This window comes from Actinomyces culturomici, from assembly GCF_900499005.1.
Lineage (GTDB): Bacteria > Actinomycetota > Actinomycetes > Actinomycetales > Actinomycetaceae > Pauljensenia > Pauljensenia culturomici.
Genome location: NZ_LS991317.1, coordinates 151978 through 170904, shown reverse-complemented (window position 1 = coordinate 170904; position 18927 = coordinate 151978). Strand labels below are relative to the sequence as shown.

Sequence of the window (18927 nt, the reverse complement as noted above, 5' to 3'; positions counted from 1 at the left end):
GGAATCCGGGGGATTCCGACGCGTCGTGGGGAGGGGGTTTCAGCGCAGGCCGGCGGCCTTCTCGGCCTTGCGGCGGGCGCGGGCCGTGAAGTGGGCGCCGACCGGGTTGACCTTCTCGACCTCGGCGCGCAGCGCCTCCTCCTTGCGCCCGATGCGGCGGACGGAGTGAGAGAGGATGCCGGCGCCGATGAGGGCGAGTCCGAGGAGGAGGAGTCGTCCGGAGTAGCCGGACGCCTGGAGGTGGTGGGAGAGGTTCGCGCCGAAGGCGTTCCATCCGTCGAGCCACCGCAGGTAGGGGAGGACGGCGTTCGCGGTGAGTCCGGGGACGACGAGCCAGGGGAGTCCGGCGATCGCGGTGAGGACGCCGGAGAACCACGGTCCGAGCGAGGACTTGCGGGCGAGGAGGAGCAGGACGAGGAGGACGAGGATCCCGATGAGGAGCTCGCCGACTCCGAGGGGGGAGAAGACGCCGGTCGTCATCGCCGAGCCGTCGGCGAGGGTGAGGCGGGCGCCCGCGTCGGCGAGAAGGAACCATGCGAGGGGCACGAGGAGCAGGTGGCCGATGAGGGAGCCCCAGTGGGCGCCGGTGCGCGAGGGGACCTCGGCCATGAGGGTCGCGCCCTCGAAGAGGGCGTCGTCGAGCGAACGGGGGGTCGCGGGGACGAAGGCCCGGTCGACGGGCTCCTCGCGGGGCTTCCATGAGGCCTCGAGCTCGGGCTCCGCCTCGGGGGCGGGGGCGGCGAGGAAGGAGCGGCGCTGGACGGTCGTCTCCTCGAGGTCGTTCGGCAGGAGGGTCGTCTCCTCGACGGCCGGCTCGGCCGGGGCCGCCGAGGGCTCGGCGTCGGAGCGGTGGGCGAGGACGTCGCGCGGGGTGGGCGTCGGGTCGGCGTAGGCGTCGGCGACGACGGGGACCTCGCCGGTCATCACGGGGATCGTCGTCGTGTGGGGGCCGAGGGTGACGGGCTCGATCTGGCCGGTGTCGACGGGGGAGGGCTCGCCGATGATGTCGTCGGCGGCGGTCGTTTCTCCGGGCAGCTCGACCTCTTCTCCGGTGAGGACGCGGCCGCGGTCGCGGACGGCCGCCCACATCGTCTCCGAGGGGTCGTCGGCCGAGGGCGCCGCGGGCGAGTCGGCGTCGACCGGAGCGGGCTCCTCTTCGGCGGGGGCGTCCGCGTTCTCGGTCGGGGCGCCGGAGCTCACCGAGGGTTCGAGGCCCCGGCCCGCGGGCGCGGTCTCCGCGACCGCCTCGGGCTCGGGCGGGAGCGCGTCGGAGCCGCCGTCGGCGACGGGCTCGAAGCTGAAGCTCGGATCAAGGGTGAGCGCGTCGCCCTCGGGCGCGGCCCCGTCCTCGCGGCGGTCGGTGAATTCCTGATCGGACATGGTGCTCCTCCTGCTCGTGGGCACACGATATCGGCCGCGCGGCGCCGATTCGCGCTCATTCCCCGGCTAGGCGCGATTCTCCGGCGATCGCGCCGGCCGGCTCGGCCGATTCGTCGAGTCCGCCCTCCTCGGCCGTCGGGCCCGGGGCCCCGTCCTCGTCGACGATTCCCCCGCCGACGGCGCCCTCGGTGGCGGTTCTCGCGAGGGCGCGGAGCCTCGCCCAGTAGACCCCGATCGTCGTCGTTCCGAGGACGAGGCCGAGGGCGGCGACCACGGGGGCGGCGAGGGCGACGGACGTCCCCCTCGAGGGGCCCGGGGTGACGACGGCGCCGGTGATCGACGACCACAGGGGGAGGAGCATGTAGCCGGGCAGGACCATGAGGACCCAGGAGGCGGCCTGCGGGCCGGTGAGGGAGAAGGGGCTCATGAGGGCGACGAGCCCGAGGAGGCCGGCGGCGGCGAGGGCGAGCAGCCAGTCCCCGGCCTCGGGCGAGTGGAGTGCGGAGAGGCCGGCGGTCGCGACGCCGGTCGTGTCGTTCGGCGCCGCCCGGATGAGGAGGAGGACCGCGACGAAGGCTGCGGGCAGCGCGAGGGAGGCGACCCACGCGTGGCGGTGCTCGAGGATCGCGCGCAGCGGCGCCCCGGCCGGCGAATCGGCGGTGGATCGGGAGGCGAGGACGAGGGCGAGGGCGGCTCCGCCGATGACGACGGCGACCGCGAGGGGGTAGAGGCTCCACGTGACGGCGGCGCTCATGTCCGCGCCGTCGATGGAGGAGGCCTGGAGGATCGGGATCGCGAGGAGGCCGGCGTTCTGGGCGGCGCCGACGGCGATCGAGACGGCGAAGGCGACGATCATGCCCGCCGGCGACTCGTCGCAGTTCATCGAGACGAGGGCGAGGAGGACGGCCGCGAGGACCATCCCGATGAGGCCCTCGACGGAGGCGAGGGGCTGGCCGATCGCCGTTTGCGCCTGGACGTCCGCCATCGAGGACCCGAGGAGCACGAGGGCGGCGGGCGCGAAGACGAGGGCGAAGATCCCGCTGCGCGCGTGCGGCGAGTCGAGGGGCGACGGTGTCGGCATGCCCCCAGTATGGCAAGGCGCGTCCGCGACGCGCCCGGCCGCGGACCGTAGGCTGGTCCGGTGACCATCGACGCTCTCATCGATCCGCCCGTCGAGCTCCTCGTCGGAGCCTCGCGCCGCCCGGACGTGAGCGCCGCCTTCGACGACGCCCTCGCCTCCCTCGCCCGCCTCCGCTTCCACGAGGGCCTGCGGCGCGGTTGGGAGGAGGCGCGCGCGGAGGCCGCGGTCCGCGAGGCCGCCGCCGTCGCCCTGATCCTCGGCGCGCGCACGACCGTCGACGAATTGCGGCTCGCGACCCTCGCCGATGCGCCCGTCGAGCGCCCGGCGCCCGGTTCCGCGGCGCTGGTCGATCCGCGCCCGAGGACGGGTCGCGATCCCGCGATGGACCTCGCGATCGGCGCGTTCCGCTCCCAGGCGGGCATCCTCCGCGATTTCGCGCCCCTCAACGCGCGGACGCCTTCGGCCCCGAGGTCCGTTCCGATCCCCGCGCCCCTCGCCGGGATCCATCGGGATCTGTGCTCCGGCCTCGTCGAATCCGGACGGCTCGCGACCGAGCGGGTGGCGATCCCCGCCTCCGCCGAGGTCCTCGCCCCGGCGCTGAGGATCCTCTCGGCCCCCGCCCCGGCGCTCGCGCGCGCCGCGGGGATCGTCGCGCACTTCCGCTTCCGCGAGGTCTTCGCGCCCGCGTCGGCGGGCGTCGGGGCGGCGCTCGCCCGGCGCCTCCTCGTCGTCGAGGGCGTCGACCCGACGGGCGCGTGCGCGATCAGCGCGCTCGACGCGCAGGATCCGGCCGGCGCCTCCCGCGCGCTCGCGGGCTGGGTCCGGGCGGACGAGGACGGGCTCGCCCGCTGGATGCTCCGCTTCGCCGAATCCGTCGAGTTCGGCGCCCGGGTGGGCGTCGACGTCGCCCTCCACGTGCAGGCGGGCAGGCTCGGGTAGACGCTCGGAGCGTCCGGGCTCCTCGCGTTTCAGGGGCGCCGCGAGACGGCGAGGCCGACGGCGAGCGCGCCCGCGCCGATCGCGAAGGCCGCGATTCCGAGCGTTCGCCGCGAGGGCGCGGGAATGCGGCGCGGCGCCCGCGCGGTCTCGTCGAAGCGGGCGATCTCCCAGCCGCGCTCCTCGGCGACGGCGCGCAGCCCCCGGTCGGGGTTGACGGCGACCGGATGGCCGACCGAGGAGAGGAGCGGCACGTCGGAGACCGAGTCGGAGTACGCCCAGGACTCCGCGAGGTCCCAGCCGCGCTCGGCGGCGAGTCGCGCGCACGCCTCCGCCTTCTTCTCCGATTGGTTGTAGTGGAGGATCTCGCCCGTGTAGCCGCCCCTCTCGTCGGTCGCGACGCGGGAGGCGAGGACGGCGTCGGCGCCGAGGCGCGCGGCGATCGGGCGGACGACCTCGATGACGGACGCGGAGGCGACGACGACGGGGCGGCCGGCGGCTCGGTGGCGGGCGATCTCCTCGAGGGCGCGCACGTAGCAGACCGGGTCGATCGCGGTTTCGAGGGACTCCTCGACGATCGATTCGAGGAGTCGCGCGTCGATCCCCTTCGCGAGGTCGCCGAGCGCCCGCGCCATCTGATCCATCCGGTCGGCGTCCGCCCCGCGCAGGAGGTAGGGGAGGTGGACGAGGACCGACATGATCGCGGCGGAGCGCGAGATGAGTCCCGCGTCGAGGAAGGACCCCTGGAGGGCGAGGGAGGACGAGGTCGCGAGGATCGTCTTGTCGAGGTCGAAGAAGGCGGCGCTCCCCGCGCCGTGCCGTTCGCTCATCACCGCCTCCTCGGGGTCTCGGTTCGGCCGTCCACAGGCCGAAGGGTTCCGTCCAGTCTTCCACAGGTCGCGCGCTCCCGTGGGGCGCCGACGAGGTCGACCGGGGTCTCCTAGTGCCATGGGACGAGCGGAAACGGTGACGAGGGCGGGGCGGACGCCCGGCGGCGTCCTCCTCGACGGGATCGACGGGGACGACGCGCGGAGGGTCGGAGAGCTCATGGCGCTCGTCGGGGCGCGGGAGTGGGACGGGACGGGCGAGCCCGCGCTCGTCCTCGCCGGCCCGCGGGCGAGAGGGGCCCGCGGGGCGATGCGCCTCGAGCTCGGGGAGTCCGGGCAGCTGCGCCTCCCGGCGGACGAGGCGCTCCTCGCCGAGGCCCTCTCCCGGGTCGCGGGTCGGGGAAAGGGCGGCGCTCGGCCCGCGGCCCTTCCTACGACCGCGGTCGCCCCGCGCTCCGGCGCATCCGTCGACGCCGACGTCCTGCGCATCGGGGTCGGGACGTGGAGCGGCGGATCGGGGCGCCTCGCCGCCCTCCTCGCCGCCGGCGCCGGAGCCGTCCTCGTCGACGCCTCGGGCGCGGCGCCCGCACTCCCGATGCTCGCCTCTCCCGGGGCGGCGGGAGTGCGCTGGGCGGATCTCGACCCCTCCGAAACGGCCTTCGGCCCCGACCTCGTCGATCGTCTGCCGCGCGTCGGCGGACTGCGGGTTCTCGGCGGGGACGGGAGCGGAGTCGCAGAGGCGCGCGACCCGAGGCTCGCGCCCGTCCTTCGGTCGCTCGGGGCGGCGGGGCGCGGAGCGGTCGTCGACCTCGGGGCGTGGGACGCGCGGGCGCACTCGGCGCACGCCCTCCTCCTCGACGGGCTCGTCCTCGCCGGGGACTCCGACCTCGAGGGGGCCTCCCGGCTCGCCTGCGCCCTCTCCCTCCATCCGCCCGCGATCCCCTGCGTCCTCGTCCACTTCGGACGGGGGAGGGAACGGATCGCCGAGGCCGCGCCGGGGATGCCGGATCTTGCCCTGCGACGCGCGATGCGCCGCGGGTGCCGGGCGCTCCTCGACGAATTGCGCCGGGCCGGCGGGCGCGCCTGGGCGGGGGAGTTCGCATGAGCGGCGGACGCGAATCGGAGGCCCTGCGGGCACTCGCGCACGGCGAGGGGCTCGCGCGGGCGGTCGCGGGCGCCGCCCGGCCGGGGGCGGGGATCCGGGAGATGACGGGCCTGCTCGACCGGGTCCGGACGATCGCCGAGGGGACCGGGCCCGAGCTCGCCCGCGTCCTCGCCGACGCGCTCGTCACCGACGTCCTCCTCAATTCGGGTGCGGCGTGGGTCGATCGGGGGAGCGGACTCGAGCGGCTCGTCCTCGACCTCGGCGGGGAGGAGGGCGTGCGCGCCCTCGCCGTGCGGATGGCGGCGGCCTGCGGGCGGCGGCTCGACGACGCGAGCCCCATCGTCGACGGCACCCTGCCCGGGGGCGTCCGCCTCCACGCCGTGCTCGCGCCCCCGTCCGCCTCGGGCACGCTCGTGTCGCTGCGCTGCGCGCGGGCCCGGGGGATGGGCCTTCCGGAGATGGAGGCCGCCGGGAGCGTCGCCCCGCGCGTGGGGATCGTCCTGCGCCGACTCGTCGAGGCGCGCGCCAACGTCCTCGTGAGCGGGGCGACCGGGAGCGGGAAGACGACGCTCCTCGCGGCCCTCCTCGGGCTCGTGCCCGCCGACGAGCGGATCGTCTGCATTGAGGAGGTCCCCGAGCTCGCGCCCGAGCACCCGCACGCGATCTCCCTCGTCGAACGACGGGCGAACGTCCAGGGGCGCGGCGCGATCCCGCTCGCGGAGCTCGTCCGCGCGGCGATGCGGATGCGGCCCGATCGGCTCGTCCTCGGCGAGTGCCGCGGGCCCGAGGTCCGCGACGTCCTCCTCGCCCTCAACACCGGGCACGACGGCGGCTGGGCGACGATCCACGCGAACGGGACGGGGGACGTGCCCGCTCGACTCCAGGCGCTCGGAGCCCTCGCGGGGATGAGCGACGCGGCGCTCGCGGCACAGGCGGTCGCGGCCCTCGACGCCGTCGTCCACATGCGGCGCGCGCCGACGTCCCGGTCGTCGTCCGCCGCCCCGTCCTCGTCTTCGCGGGAGCTCGGAGGGCCCGGCCGCTGGGTCGCCGAGATCGGGGTCCTTGTGCGGTCGGGCCCGGATCTGCGCTGCGACCTCGCGCTCGCGGCCGAAAGGGACGGGACCTGCGTCGAAGGGCCCGGGTGGGAAGGGCTCGCGCGCGTCCTCGACCACGATGGGGCGCTCGGTCGCGCGCCCGACGACCGCGTCGGGCCCGCGCCGATGGGCGCCGGATGAGCGCCGTCCTCGCCCTCGTCGCGCTCGTCTGCGCTCTCGCGGCCGCGCTCGGGGAGCGGGCCCGCCGACGTCGGGTCGTCCGGGAGTGGGGGCGAACGGCGCCGGTCGCCTCCGCGGGGCCGGGAGGGCCGGCGGCCGGACGGGCTTGCACGGGCGCGGAGCCGGGGAGTGGCGTCCGTCGGAGAGCACCCTTCTGCGCGGGGCCGATGGTCCGGGCGGACCGTGCGCGCGGCGCCCGCGGGTCCTCCGGGGTCGAGGCCCCCGACCTCGCGCTCCTCGTCGCCGACGTCGCCGGTCGCCTCCGCGCGGGGGCGCCGACCGAGGCCGCGTGGCGCGCCGCCTGGGAGCGCCTCGTTCCCGCCCTCCCCTTCACGGGGATCGACGAGGGCGGGAGCCCGCGCGTGCTGGAGGGGATCTCGACGGCGCCGCGCCTGAGGGACGTCCGCGGCCCCGCCGGTCTCGCACGACTGCGCCGGGCGCGCTCAGCGAAGGGACGGGCCGCCGCGCGCGCGGCCCTCGCCCTCGGGGCCGCGTGCCGGTTGAGCGCGGCGAACGGCGCGCCGCTCGCCGAGGTCCTCGACGCCGTCGCCGATGGGCTCGACGAGGCCGAGAGCGCCGAGGAGGCGCGCAGGGTCGCCGCCGCGGGCGCGAGGACCTCGACGCGGATCCTCACCGCCCTCCCGCTCCTCGGCGTCGCGGCCGCGCAGATCCTCGGGGCCGCCCCGCTCGAGCGCTTCCTCGACGGCGGACTCGGGACGGTCCTCGGACTCGTCGGAGTCGGGCTCCTCCTCGCGGCGCGTCTCGTCTCCGATCGGCTCGTCGCCCGGGCTTCCGCCTCTCCGAACGGCCTCGACGAGGCCATCGCCTGCGACCTCGCGCGGGCGGCCCTCGATGCGGGCGCCTCGATCCCGGGAGTCCTCGAGGCCCTGGGGGAGGCCTCATCGGATCCTGAGCTCGCGGCGGCCGGGAGGGGGCTGCGCCTCGGCGTCTCCTGGGACGCGGCGTGGGAGGGGACCGCGTCTCCGGCTCTCGCCCGCGCCCTCGAACCCGCGTGGATCGACGGGACGGCGCCCGACGACCTCCTCGCCCGGACGGCGGCGCAGATCCGATCGCGGCGCCTCGCCGACGCGCGCGCGGCCGCCGAATCGCTCGGCGTCGAACTCGCCGTGCCCGTGGGGGCGCTGCTCCTCCCAGCCTTCCTCGCCCTCGGCCTCGGGCCGGTGGTCCTCCACCTCGTCGACGGAGGATTCGGAGGGCTCCTCTAGGCGCGGTAGACCGTCGGCGCGCGCCTCAGAAGTGCGAACTCGATCCCGCGCCCGAGAAGCCGCCCCCGGAGAACGACGAGGAGCTGGAGGACGAGTCGGAGCTCGACGGCGGAGACCATGTGGCCGCAGATGAGTAGCCGGTCACCAGCCCCGAGATCGGCCGATAGGAGGAGGATGACCCGGACGCGTGCGACCAGGAGGCACCCGCCGAAGAGGAGGTCGTCCGGATGGTTGACGAGGGCTCATAGTGCCCCGAGTGCCCGTCGTACTTCCACGATCCCAAGTAGGCAGGCGCGTTGCGCTTCCACTCCTCGACGTTCGACTCGTACTCGGACCGCCGCCTGTCCGAATACTCCGACCCGTCCGCCTGGATCGCCGCGCCGCTGAGCCTCAGCGAGCGGGAGTGCAAGGCGCTGGCGATCTCGTCGAGACGGTCGAGGGCCGCGGAGGGGGAGACGGTCCGGGCTCCGAGATCGGCGGTGAGACGGTCGAGCTCCGGGCCGATCGAGCGCAGCCACTCGCGATCGGAGTCGGTGGAGACGCCGCGCACGTTGTCGACCTCGTCGCAGAGCGTCCGGAAGGAGGCGAGGTCCTCGTAGATGGGGCCGAGCTCATTGCGCCAGGCGTCCTCCCACCCCGAGTCCATGCACAGGAGCGCAGCGGTGTGCGCGATCGAGTCGTCGACCGCGTCGAGATCTTCGGCGCGGACGAGGAGCTTCGCGGTCTTCGCGTCGAGCGTCGTGTCGAACCACCCGGCGCCGCGGACGGAGTCCATCTCTAAGAGCGACTTCGTCATCGCGTGGTAGCGGTTGCGGAAGGAGGCGTAGCGTGCGAGGACCTCGGCGCCGTGCGGCTCGTCCGCGGGGATCGTGCCCGCGAGGAGTTCGGTCGTCTCCCAGTCGCGGGTGACGTTCGCGTAGTGGGTGAGTGCCTTCTTGAAGCGCGAGCGGCAGGAGAGGCCCGCCCGCCAGACGTTCGCGAGCCACAGGGCGGCGCCAGCCGTGATGAGCCCCGAGGCCCACGCGATGAAGCCGCCGGTGCGCACGGGCTTGCCGATCTCCTTGGCGGCGGCGCGCCCGAGGTCGACGACCCCCTTCGCCCAATCGCCCTCGCGGAACGCGTTCTTTCCGGCGTCCTGGATCGCCTCCTGGACGGAGGTCCCGACCTTGACGTCCTCGCCGAAGTACGTGCCGACCCAGCGGCCGGAAGAGGACACGGCGAGGAGGACGAGGCCGTCGGCCCAGTAGTTCGGGTCCTTCGCGCTGATCCACTGCGGCTCGTGGGCGCGGGCGTACGCGAGGACCTCGTCGTTGAAGTTCGCGTTGTAGTCGGCGGCGAGCGTGAGGACCTCGAGGTCGACGTCCGAGCGGAAACGGAGCTCCTCGAGCCGGTCGATGACGGGCTGGACCTGGAGGATGCCCTCCTCGTCGTGGACGGCGACGTTCGGCGCGTGGTCGCGCCCGAAGGGCCAGAGGATGAGGAGGGGCGTGAGGACGATGAGGAGGAGGACGCCGAGTGTGCGCCCGGCGAGCCTCCCGACGGCACTCGCGCCGCCGAGACGTTGGAGGAGATCGGTCATCGCGGTCCTTTCGGGATCGGTCGCTTACCCATGAAACGTCATCCGACCCGTCGGCGCAACGACTTGGCGCCTCGGGCGGTTTCCGGAGGCCGTCCCGAAGCGCCCCGGCACGCGCAGATCTGCGCCGATTCTCCGGTTCACCCCATCCACAGACCGCCGCGGCGGTTCCCCTCCTCCACAGCTTCCGAGGGCGCCCATCGCGGCGCCGGGTCGATCCCGGGAGGCTGAAGTCCCGGATGGACCGGGACACGTCGAAGGAGGTTCACCATGTTCGATTCCCTTGCACTCGCCTCGATCCGCGCCCGTCAGGAGGCCGGGCGCGCTCGCGACGCGGTTCTCGAGCGGCTCGCCCCGGAGGGGGACCCGGAGGAGGGCTCGACGACCGTCGAGTACGCGATCGGCGCGGTCGCGGCGGCGGGGTTCGCCGGACTGCTCCTCGTCATCCTCAAGTCGGGGGCGGTGAAGGGCCTGCTCCAGGGCATCATCGAGTCCGCGCTCTCGCTATGAGCGCTCGGCGACGTCGGGGGAGGGGCCCGCGCCCCTCCCCCGAGGGCCTCGAATCCGGGTCGGTGACCGTCGAGCTCGCCCTTGGCTTCATCGCCGTCGCGGCGATGATCGCGCTCGTCCTCGCCGTCTCTTCGATCGGGCTCGCCCGACAGGGCCTCTGCCGAGCGGCGGGGGAGGCGGCGCGGGCGGCCGTCGCCGGAGTCTCCGATCCGGATGCCGTCGGCGCGCGGGCGCTGGGCGACCTGGGCGCGCGCGGGGCCACGGTCACGACGAGCCGCGAGGGCCGGTGGGCGAGGTCGCGAGCGCGGTTGCCCGGCCGCGGCCTCGGCGGATTCGAGATCGGGAGCGCCTCCTGCGAGGCGAGCGCCCTGCTCGGGAGCACGATCCCATGAGTGGGGAGTCCGTTGGGCCGCGGTCCGAGGGTATGACCGAGGGCGACGAGGGCTCGGGGACGGTTCTCGTCGCCGGGATCTGCGCGCTCGCCGTGGGATGCGCGCTCGTCGTCTCCGCCTCGAGCGCGTTGACGGCCGGCCGCGCCCGCCTCGACGCCGTCGCCGACCTCGCGGCGCTCGCGGGCGCGGACGTCTCGGCGACCGCGGTCTGGGAGGACGTCGGCGGTCGGCCGTGCGCGGCGGCCCGCGAGGTCGCCGCGCGCAACGACGTCGACCTCGAGTCCTGCGAGGTCGTCGGAGCGGACACGCGCGTCGTCCTCGCCGACCGGGTCGCGGTGCTGGGGATTCCCGCGCCGGTGAGGGCGCGAGCGAGGGCGGGGCCGCCGTGAGACGGCCGTCGAGGTCCGCTCTCAGAATCCCAGGAAACTTTCAGGTGGAGTACATGGGAACCCAAGGAGCGATCCGTACCGTGAAGCCATCACGCCAAGAGGTACTCGGAACCGTGGACATTCCGAGAGCCGAGGAAGGAAGATATCGAAGACTCGCACTGTGTTGATGGGATGCCATGAGGGGTCGGCCGCAAGGCCGACCCCTTCTGGTGTCCGGTGAGCACGATATCGCCGCCCAACTCGTATGCCTGTACGCGAGAGCATCACCTTCGCGCGTCGAAAGCATCACGTTTCTCCGTCGAGGGGATGCGCGCGCCCGGGCACCGATCCGCGAGGAAGCCGAGGAGCACGATCGCCCCGGCCTTCGACAGCGGCTCGTTCCCGTTCCCGCACTTCGGCGACTGGACGCACCTCGGGCACCCGTCCTCGCAGTCGCACCCGGCGACCGTCTCGAGGGTCGCGCGGATCCAGTCCGCCGCCCGATCGAACCCGCATTCCGCGTGGCCCGCCCCGCCGCGGAACGCGTCGTGGACGAACACGGTCGGCAGGTCGGTGTCGTCGTGCTGGGCGGTCGACAGGCCACCCAGATCCCAACGGTCGCAGGTCGCGAACAGCGGGAGCATCCCGATCGACGCGTGCTCCGCGGCGTGCAGCGTCCCCGGGAGCTCCTCGGCGTCGAGGCCGAGAACCGCGAGGGCTCCGGGCGCGAGCTCGTACCACACGGCCTTCGTCGGGAGCGTGCGCGTCGGGAGGCGCAGTTCGACGTTGCGGATGAACTCGAGCCCCGGCAGGCGGAGGAGGTCGTAGTCGGTGACGCGGCTCGTCACGTCGACCGCCCCGAACCGCCAGGTGACGAGCCCGTCGGCCGAGGTCCACGAACGTTCGACCTCGCGCACCGACACCGACACGTGCTGCTTCGCGCGCGTGCGCAGGGGCGTGCGGACCTCCTCGACGACGGCGACCCGCTGCCGGTCAGTCCCGCGCGACCGCGGGGCAATGAGCGACGGCCCGCCGCTCACGATCGACGAGGGCGCGGCGCCGTCCGCGCGAGGGGAAGCGGAGGACCCGGGCGCCGGATCCGCCTCCGACCCGTCGAGATCGATCGCCCCGCCCTCGTCGATCGGGGACATGAGCGAGGAGAGGGAGAGGACGTGGAAGGTGCGCCCCTGGTGGACGTAGACGGCGTCGGGGAAGACGTGGGCGTCGGCGGAGGGCTCGTCGATCGTGCCGATGACCGCGCCGGAGCGGACGTCGACGATCTGGACGTCGCCGCCCGATCCGCGCAGGTCCGTGAGGTCGGAGGCGCGCTCGCGGCGGGTCGCGTCCCAGTACCAGCCGGCAGGGCGGCGCTTGAGGTAGCCCTCGGCGACGAGGGCGTCGGCGAGCGCCGGGAATTCGGGGCCGAAGAGCGCGAGGTCCTCCCCGTCGGCGCGCGTCGTCGAGAGCGGGAGCTCGGAGGCGGCCGCCGCGAGGTGCGGGGCGAGGACCCAGGGGTTGGAGGGGTCGATGACGGCGGATTCGACGGGGGCGAAGATCTCGTCGGGGTGGTGGACGAGGTAGGCGTCGAGCGGGTTGTCCGAGGCGATGAGGACGGAGACCCCGGGGTTCCCGGCGCGCCCGGCGCGGCCGACCTGCTGCCAGAGGGAGGCGCGCGTGCCCGGCCAGCCGGCGCTGATCGTCGCGTCGAGCCCCGAGACGTCGAGTCCGAGCTCGAGGGCCGACGTCGTCGCGACCGCCCGCAGGCCGCCGGTGCGCAGGCCCTTCTCGAGGGCGCGGCGCTCCTCGGGGAGGTAGCCGCCGCGATAGGCGGCGACCATGCCGGCGAGCGGCGACCCGTGGGCGGACAGGCGGTCGCGCGCCTGCTGGGCGACGGTTTCGGCGCCGCCGCGCGAGCGGACGAAGGTGAGGAGCCGGGCACCGTGCTCCATGAACGCGGCGGTGAGGTTCGCGGCCTCGGTCTGAGCGGAGACGCGGCGCATCGGCGCCTCGAGGACGACCTCCTCGCCGGCGACGGCCCTGAGGAAGTCGGAGATGTCGACCTCGGCCTCGTCGGGGACGAGGCGCCCCTGCCACAGGGCGAGGTGGTGGGCGCCGGCGGGGGACCCGTCCTCGTCGATCGCGAGGGCCGGTCGGCCGGTCATCGCCTCGCCGACGCGCGCGGGGTCGCGGACGGTCGCCGAGAGCATGACGACGACGGGGTCGGCGCCGAGCGAGTGGGTGACGCGCAGGAGGCGCCGGATGACGAGGGCGATGTGGCTCCCGATGATCCCGCGCCAGTGGTGGAGCTCGTCGACGACGACGTACTTGAGGGAGGCGAGGAAACGGGTCCAGCGCTCGTGGGCGGGCAGGAGGACGAAGTGGAGGTAGTCGGGGTTCGTGAGGAGGATGTCGGCGTTCGCGCGCGCCCACTCCTTCGCCTCGCGGGGGGAGTCCCCGTCCGCGGTCGTCGCGCGGACGGTCCTCAGAGGAGACCCCTCGGGGGCGAGGGCGAGGAGGCGCGCGAGACCGGCGAGCTGATCGGCGGCGAGCGCCTTCGTCGGCGACATGTAAAGGCAGGTCGGGCGCCGCCGGATCGCGGAGATCCGCCCGGAGTCCTCGGCATCGACGAGGTCGGAGAGGATCGGCGTCCACGCGGGCGCCGACTTGCCCGAGCCCGTGCCGGTCGCGATGACGACGTCGCGGCCCGCGCGGATCGCGTCGAGGGCGGCCGCCTGGTGGCTCCACGGCGCCCGCGCGCCCTTCGCGGCCCACGCATCGACGACGTCGGGAGCGACCCAGTCGGGCCAGGCGGCGGTCTGCTCGGTCCTCCCCGGCACGACGCGCAGGTCGACGAGGCGGTCGTCGTTCGCGCTCATGCGGCGCAGGAGATCGACGAGGTCGAGGGCGGCGGGCGATTCGAGGGGGATCGTCGAGGATGCGGCCGGGTCGGGGGCGCCTTCGGCGGCCGCGGCGCCCTGGGGACTCTGCGGGGCGCCTTCGGCGCCCTCCGCGTTCATTCCGCCCGCGGGTCGGTCCACCCGAGCGTCTGGGCGGCGGCCTGCTTCATGTACTCGATCGCGCCGATCCCGGTCGAGATCCCGGCGGCGATGTTCTGGGTGAGCTGGGCGTTCGAGACGCCCGCGACGGTGTCGAGGACGAAGTCCGCGAGGACCTGGAGCGTGCCGCCGTCCGAGGGCATCGAGTAGACGGTCGGGAAGTACTTCTCCCGGTTCCACGAGTCGGCGGCCGCGAAGATCGCGTGCCGCGAGGAGGCGTAGGGCAGGCCCGTCTCCCACATCGCGCGGATCGAGAGGAAGCGGCCCGAGGCGTCGAGGGACACGAGGAAGGGGACGGAGTCGAAGACGGCGCCGGCGGCCCGGCCCGCGGCGATGACGTCGAGTTCGTAGCCCATCTCGTGGACGCGGGCGAGGAGGCGCTCGAAGTCGAGCGGGTAGGGGGTCGCGTCGTCGTCGGGGACGACGTAGGGGGCGCTCATGCGCGGTCCTCCTCGGACTCGTCGGGCCAGTCGACGAAGTCGGGCAGGGCGTCCTCGAGGTCGGTGAGGAAGCTCATGATCATCGACATCGAGGTCTCGCAGAACGCGTCGAGCTGCGCGGGGGCGAGCCCCTCCATCGCGACGACGTCGCATTCGGCGACGAGGCCGTACCTCCTCCCGTCCTCGAAGGGCGCGAGGTAGGCCTTCGGCCCTGTTCGCGTCGAGTTGCACTTCGCGACCTCCTCGACGAGGGCGCTGAACTGCGCGTCGTTCTCGGCCACGCCCCGCCACTGCGCCCTCAGCTGGAGGATCTGCGGGTTCGAGGTGTTCCAGAAGTAGACGGCGTTGCGGGTGGGGACGACGAGTTCGGACTCGTCGTACTCGCCGAAGGAGACGTCGCGGTCCGACAGCATCGTCCGGATGCGATCGGTGTTCACTGGCGTCGTGGCGGACACGGGCTCTCCTGGGGAACGGGGGCGGTTCGCGACCACTGTAACGGAGGGGCGCGCGGGCGGCGTGGAGCCACCAGGCGGCCGCCCTCGACGCGATCCGCGCGGGCCGCGACGTCGTCATCGCGACCGGCACGGGCTCGGGCAAGTNCGAGGTGGTGACAGACTGTATCATGGTCCTCGACGATCTATAGACGTCGTCGTTGAGGTAGCTCCGTCTGCACTCATTCAGTTTTGTTCGTTGCTGTCTTGTTCACTTGTTTCTCTTCTTTTTTTTTTTAAAGGCCCGGCCCCCCCCAAAACCCCCCCCTCTCTATTCGGCGGCAGCGTCAGATGTGTATAGGAGCCAGGCCGATACAGTGGGGGAGTCAGCGGATACGAGGCCGGGGGGGGTGCGATGTCGAATCGGATGCCGCCGCCGCCCCCGTCCTCGTCGCAGGCCCCGACTCCGAGGCCGCGCTCGTCGGCCGGACGGGGCGACGACCGCTGGTACCGGCGTCGACTGCGCCGCCGCGTCCTCGGGTTCCTCGCGTGCGTCCTCGGGGCGATCGTCCTCGGGCGCCTGGCGATCGCGACCGCGTGGGGGCAGAGCGCCGACACCCTCTTCATGGAGGCCCTCATCCGCTGGGCCGACCGGGTCGGCGGACTTCCCGGCGTCATCACCTCGATCGTCTCGGCCCCGGCGATGGTCCTCGTCGGCGCTCTCGTCTTCGTCGTCGCGGTCGCGCGGCGCCGCCCGACCCTTGCCGGGCGCGCGATCGTCGTCGTCGTCGGCGCGAATGCGACGACCCAGATCGTCAAGGCGCTCGTTCACCGCCCCGATCTCGGGGTGACGACTGCCCTCGCGAACTCCCTGCCCTCGGGCCACACGACCGTCGCGATGTCCGTGTCGCTCGCCCTCGTCATGGTCGCGCCCCGCTGGCTGCGCGGGCCCGCCGCGTGGGCGGGCTGGGCGTGGACCTCGCTCATGGGGATCTCCGTCATGATGTCGGCCTGGCACCGCCTCGCCGACGTCGTCGTCGCCGTCCTCGTCTGCGGGGCCTGGGCGCTCGCCCTCTCCCCGATCGAGGGGCGCGAGCGTCATGCGCCCGGCGTGCGCCGCGCGATGGCGATCGCCGTGTGGACCCTCTGCGGGATCGCGCTCGCTCTCTCCCTCATCGCACTCGTCGGGGTCGACGTCGCGAAGGTTGCGACCCCCGGCTCCTCGGGCTACGGGTTCTCCGTGTTCCTCGAGTCCGCGCCCTGGCGCGCCCGGCTGCTCGCGGTGGCGGCGGGCTGCTGGGTGATCGGCGTCGTCGGCGCGGTCCTCCACGAGGTCGACGCCCTCTGCGTCGACCGCCGCTGACTCCCCCCGCCGAGAGCATTACGTTTCCCCGTCGAGGGGATCCGTTCTCCCCGTCAGCCCCAGGACTTCGACGCCGCCGAGCCGGATGCCCCCTCCGCGGACCGCCGGGGTCTATCGTGCGGAGAACACCCCTGGCCCTTCGGGCCGATCGAGAAGAGGGACCGCCGTGTCCGACACCCCGCTCCTCGCCGATGAGGAGATCGTCGCCTCCGCGACCGCCCGGAAGGCACTCGCCGCCCTGCGCATCGTCCTCGGATTCGTCTTCCTCTGGGCGTTCCTCGATCGCACCCTCGGACTCGGGATCGCGACCCGGCTCGCGGCCGCCTGCGGAGTCGCGCTGATGGCCCTCCTCTGGCTCGCCACGTTTCCGCCGGTCACGGTCGACGCGGCGAGCGCGGCCCCGAATCCCCTCGTCGACGCGCACGTCGTCTACGCCCTTGCGCTCGTCGTCGTCGCAGCGACGAGGGCGGGCGACGCGTGGGGGCTGGGACGGAGATGGAGGAGGCTCGGGATCGTTCGGGCCAATCCCTGGCTCCTCTGAATCCGCGCGTCACAGTCGGCTCCCATGAGTCGGCGCGCCGCGCCGGCCTAGTGCGCCGCCGTCCCCTGAAGGGGTGTGGAGATCCCCTCGACGCGCGAACGTGATGCTCTCGACGCGCGAACGTGATGCTCTCGGCGGGGAAGGGGCGGCGGGGCGGAGCGAGGGCCGAGCGGGACTGAAGTCCCAGGGGTGACGACCCGGGACGGAGGTCCGGAGTCGCGCACGGCGTGTCGCGAGGGGCGGTCCTGGATTTCGTGGCTGGCCCTACATACAGTGGCGTCCGTTCGCGTCGAGCACAAGATGTAGTGATCGACCGGAACGCCCCGAAACTCCCCGCTTCCCCGCGCGAAAGAGCCCCGAAGGCCCCGCGCGCCCGGAAGCGGACGACGCCCACGCGCCCCAACCCGAGAGGTGAATGAGATGGATCAGTCCGCCCTGGATCGCGCCCCGCGCTACGACGTCGACGCGCTCGGAACAGTCGAGGAGTACCTCGACCGCTCCGACTGGCGCGTCAACGCCAACGCCAACCAGGGGTACTCCCTCGGCGGCCTCATCCTCAACTCCGCGGGCAAGATCGTCGCGAATTACTGGCTCGAGCAGATCTACACCCCCGAGATCGGCGAGGCCCACCGCAACGGCGACTACCACATCCACGACCTCGACATGTTCGCCGGCTACTGCGCCGGATGGTCGCTCAAGCGCCTCATCCAGGAGGGCTTCAACGGCGTCACCGGCGCGATCGCCTCCGCACCGCCCGCCCACTTCTCCTCCGCGTGCGGCCAGATCGTCAACTTCCTCGGCACGCTCCAGAACGAGTGGGCCGGCGCGCAGGCGTTCTCCTCCTTCGACACCTACATGGCGCCCTTCGTCCGCAAGGACGCGATGGCCTACGAGGACATCGTCCAGTGCATGCAGGAGCTCATCTACAACCTCAATGTGCCGAGCCGCTGGGGCAGCCAGTGTCCGTTCACGAACCTCACCTTCGACTGGACATGCCCGGACGACCTGCGCGAGGAGTACCCGCTCATCGGCGACGAGGTCATGGACTTCACCTACGGCGAGCTCCAGGCGGAGATGGACCTCATCAATCGCGCCTTCATCGAGGTGATGACCGGGGGCGACGCCGACGGGCGCGTCTTCACCTTCCCGATCCCGACCTACAACATCACTCCGGACTTCGACTGGAACACCGAGAACGCCGACCGCCTCTTCGAGATGACGGCGAAGTACGGCCTCCCGTACTTCCAGAACTTCATCAACTCCGACCTCGATCCGCACATGATCCGCTCCATGTGCTGCCGCCTCCAGCTCGATCTGCGCGAGCTCCTCAAGCGCGGCAACGGCCTTTTCGGCTCGGCCGAGCTCACCGGCTCGATCGGCGTCGTCACCGTCAACACGGCGCGCCTCGGCTACCGCTTCGCCGGGGACGAGGACGCCCTCGTCGCCGAGCTCGACCGCCTCATCGACCTCGCCTCCGAGTCGCTCGAGCGCAAGCGCGAGACGATCCAGTTCCACATGGACCACGGGCTCTTCCCGTACTCGAAGCGCTACCTCGGGCACCTCGACAACCACTTCTCGACCATCGGCGTCAACGGCATGAACGAGATGGTCCGGAACTTCACGCACGACGAGTACGACCTCACCGACCCGCGCGGTTTCGACCTGTGCGTGCGGATCCTCGATCACGTCCGCGACCGCATGGTCGAGCTCCAGGAGAAGACCGGCCACCTCTACAACCTCGAGGCGACCCCGGCCGAGGGCACGACCTACCGCTTCGCGAAGGAGGACCGCAAGCGCTTCCCCGGCATCATCCAGGCCGGCACGGACGAGCAGCCGTACTACACGAACTCCTCGCAGCTCCCCGTCTCCTACACGGAGGACCCGTTCCAGGCGCTCGAGGACCAGGAGGTCCTCCAGGGCAAGTACACGGGCGGCACGGTGCTCCACCTCTACATGGGCGAGCGCATGAGCGCGGGTGACGCGTGCAAGGAGATGGTCCGCCGCTCTCTCACGGCGTTCAAGGTTCCCTACATCACGATCACGCCGACGTTCTCGATCTGCCCGGTCCACGGCTACCTCGCGGGCGAGCACTTCACCTGCGAGAAGTGCGCGGAGGCGCACCCGGATCGCGAGCCGGTCGCGTGCGAGGTGTGGACGCGCGTGATGGGCTACTTCCGTCCGGTCCAGTCCTTCAACATCGGGAAGAAGGGCGAGTACGCGGAGCGGACGATGTTCTCCGAGGACGCGGCCTCGCGCCACGGGGAGCTCGTGTCCGCGTTCCCGCCGGTGGCCGAGCGCTGAGGTGATCATCCCCGAGCCCACGAGACTAAGGCGAATCTCGTATGCCGTCTTCTGCTTGAAAAAAAAAAAAGTTGACAGTAATATCATAAATTTTTAGTCTGCTTTTCGTTTTACTTGTAA

The 18927-nt window shown here is 73.0% G+C and carries 17 protein-coding genes; 10 read left to right on the top strand and 7 right to left on the bottom strand.

Annotated elements, in window-relative coordinates; genetic code table 11:
- Positions 1-39: 39 nt before the first annotated feature.
- On the bottom strand, positions 40-1380 hold the full coding sequence (locus DY157_RS07790; RefSeq protein WP_115728096.1) for a hypothetical protein: 1341 nt from the start codon (positions 1378-1380) through the stop codon (positions 40-42).
- A gap of 55 nt (positions 1381-1435) precedes the next feature.
- Positions 1436-2461 (bottom strand): hypothetical protein, encoded by a 1026-nt coding sequence (locus tag DY157_RS07785; protein WP_175578450.1) that lies wholly within the window; start codon positions 2459-2461, stop codon positions 1436-1438.
- A 60-nt stretch (positions 2462-2521) separates the two neighbouring features.
- Here DY157_RS07785 and DY157_RS07780 point away from each other — a divergent pair, with 60 nt between their 5' ends.
- Entirely contained in the window at positions 2522-3400 is an 879-nt protein-coding gene (locus tag DY157_RS07780; protein WP_115728095.1) for a hypothetical protein, read from the top strand.
- Between the two features lie 29 nt (positions 3401-3429).
- Here the strand turns inward: DY157_RS07780 and DY157_RS07775 are convergent, their stop codons facing one another.
- Positions 3430-4227, bottom strand: coding sequence for an HAD family hydrolase (locus DY157_RS07775; protein ID WP_115728094.1), 798 nt, complete (start codon positions 4225-4227; stop codon positions 3430-3432).
- A gap of 118 nt (positions 4228-4345) precedes the next feature.
- Between DY157_RS07775 and DY157_RS07770 the strand changes: the two genes are divergently transcribed.
- The 3 genes from DY157_RS07770 (at position 4346) to DY157_RS07760 (ending at position 7829) form a co-directional block, all read left to right on the top strand.
- Entirely contained in the window at positions 4346-5329 is a 984-nt protein-coding gene (locus DY157_RS07770) for a hypothetical protein (protein WP_160159485.1), read from the top strand.
- Positions 5326-6564 (top strand): TadA family conjugal transfer-associated ATPase, encoded by a 1239-nt coding sequence (locus DY157_RS07765; RefSeq protein ID WP_174232142.1) that lies wholly within the window; start codon positions 5326-5328, stop codon positions 6562-6564. Before DY157_RS07770 ends, DY157_RS07765 begins: the two co-directional genes overlap by 4 nt.
- A gap of 206 nt (positions 6565-6770) precedes the next feature.
- Positions 6771-7829 carry a type II secretion system F family protein gene (locus DY157_RS07760; RefSeq protein ID WP_115728092.1) on the top strand — a complete coding sequence of 353 codons (1059 nt, stop codon included), beginning with the start codon at positions 6771-6773 and terminating at the stop codon, positions 7827-7829.
- A 25-nt stretch (positions 7830-7854) separates the two neighbouring features.
- Here DY157_RS07760 and DY157_RS07755 read toward each other — a convergent pair whose 3' ends face one another.
- Entirely contained in the window at positions 7855-9408 is a 1554-nt protein-coding gene (locus tag DY157_RS07755; protein ID WP_115728091.1) for a DUF5129 domain-containing protein, read from the bottom strand.
- Between the two features lie 267 nt (positions 9409-9675).
- Between DY157_RS07755 and DY157_RS07750 the strand changes: the two genes are divergently transcribed.
- The 3 genes from DY157_RS07750 (at position 9676) to DY157_RS07740 (ending at position 10696) form a co-directional block, all read left to right on the top strand.
- A complete protein-coding gene (locus tag DY157_RS07750) occupies positions 9676-9915 on the top strand; it encodes a DUF4244 domain-containing protein (RefSeq protein ID WP_115728090.1) in 240 nt (79 codons plus the stop codon).
- Positions 9916-9977: 62 nt separating this feature from the next.
- Positions 9978-10307 (top strand): hypothetical protein, encoded by a 330-nt coding sequence (locus tag DY157_RS07745; RefSeq protein WP_115728089.1) that lies wholly within the window; start codon positions 9978-9980, stop codon positions 10305-10307.
- A gap of 32 nt (positions 10308-10339) precedes the next feature.
- Entirely contained in the window at positions 10340-10696 is a 357-nt protein-coding gene (locus tag DY157_RS07740) for an Rv3654c family TadE-like protein (RefSeq protein ID WP_235827130.1), read from the top strand.
- A gap of 263 nt (positions 10697-10959) precedes the next feature.
- On the opposite strand, the gene DY157_RS07735 is transcribed toward DY157_RS07740, so the two are convergent.
- The 3 genes from DY157_RS07735 to DY157_RS07725 all read right to left on the bottom strand — a co-directional run bounded on the left by DY157_RS07735 (position 10960) and on the right by DY157_RS07725 (position 14626).
- On the bottom strand, positions 10960-13551 hold the full coding sequence (locus DY157_RS07735) for a DEAD/DEAH box helicase (RefSeq protein WP_115728447.1): 2592 nt from the start codon (positions 13549-13551) through the stop codon (positions 10960-10962).
- A 137-nt stretch (positions 13552-13688) separates the two neighbouring features.
- Positions 13689-14171, bottom strand: a complete 483-nt coding sequence (locus DY157_RS07730) for a YbjN domain-containing protein (protein WP_115728087.1) — start codon at positions 14169-14171, stop codon at positions 13689-13691.
- Positions 14168-14626 (bottom strand): YbjN domain-containing protein, encoded by a 459-nt coding sequence (locus DY157_RS07725; protein WP_235827129.1) that lies wholly within the window; start codon positions 14624-14626, stop codon positions 14168-14170. Before DY157_RS07725 ends, DY157_RS07730 begins: the two co-directional genes overlap by 4 nt.
- Before the next feature lie 403 nt (positions 14627-15029).
- Here DY157_RS07725 and DY157_RS07720 point away from each other — a divergent pair, with 403 nt between their 5' ends.
- The 3 genes from DY157_RS07720 to DY157_RS07710 all read left to right on the top strand — a co-directional run bounded on the left by DY157_RS07720 (position 15030) and on the right by DY157_RS07710 (position 18807).
- Entirely contained in the window at positions 15030-15965 is a 936-nt protein-coding gene (locus DY157_RS07720; protein WP_235827128.1) for a phosphatase PAP2 family protein, read from the top strand.
- 166 nt (positions 15966-16131) lie between these two features.
- A complete protein-coding gene (locus DY157_RS07715; RefSeq protein ID WP_115728085.1) occupies positions 16132-16506 on the top strand; it encodes a hypothetical protein in 375 nt (124 codons plus the stop codon).
- Between the two features lie 420 nt (positions 16507-16926).
- Positions 16927-18807, top strand: coding sequence for a ribonucleoside triphosphate reductase (locus tag DY157_RS07710; protein ID WP_174232141.1), 1881 nt, complete (start codon positions 16927-16929; stop codon positions 18805-18807).
- The last annotated feature ends 120 nt before the right edge of the window (positions 18808-18927 follow it).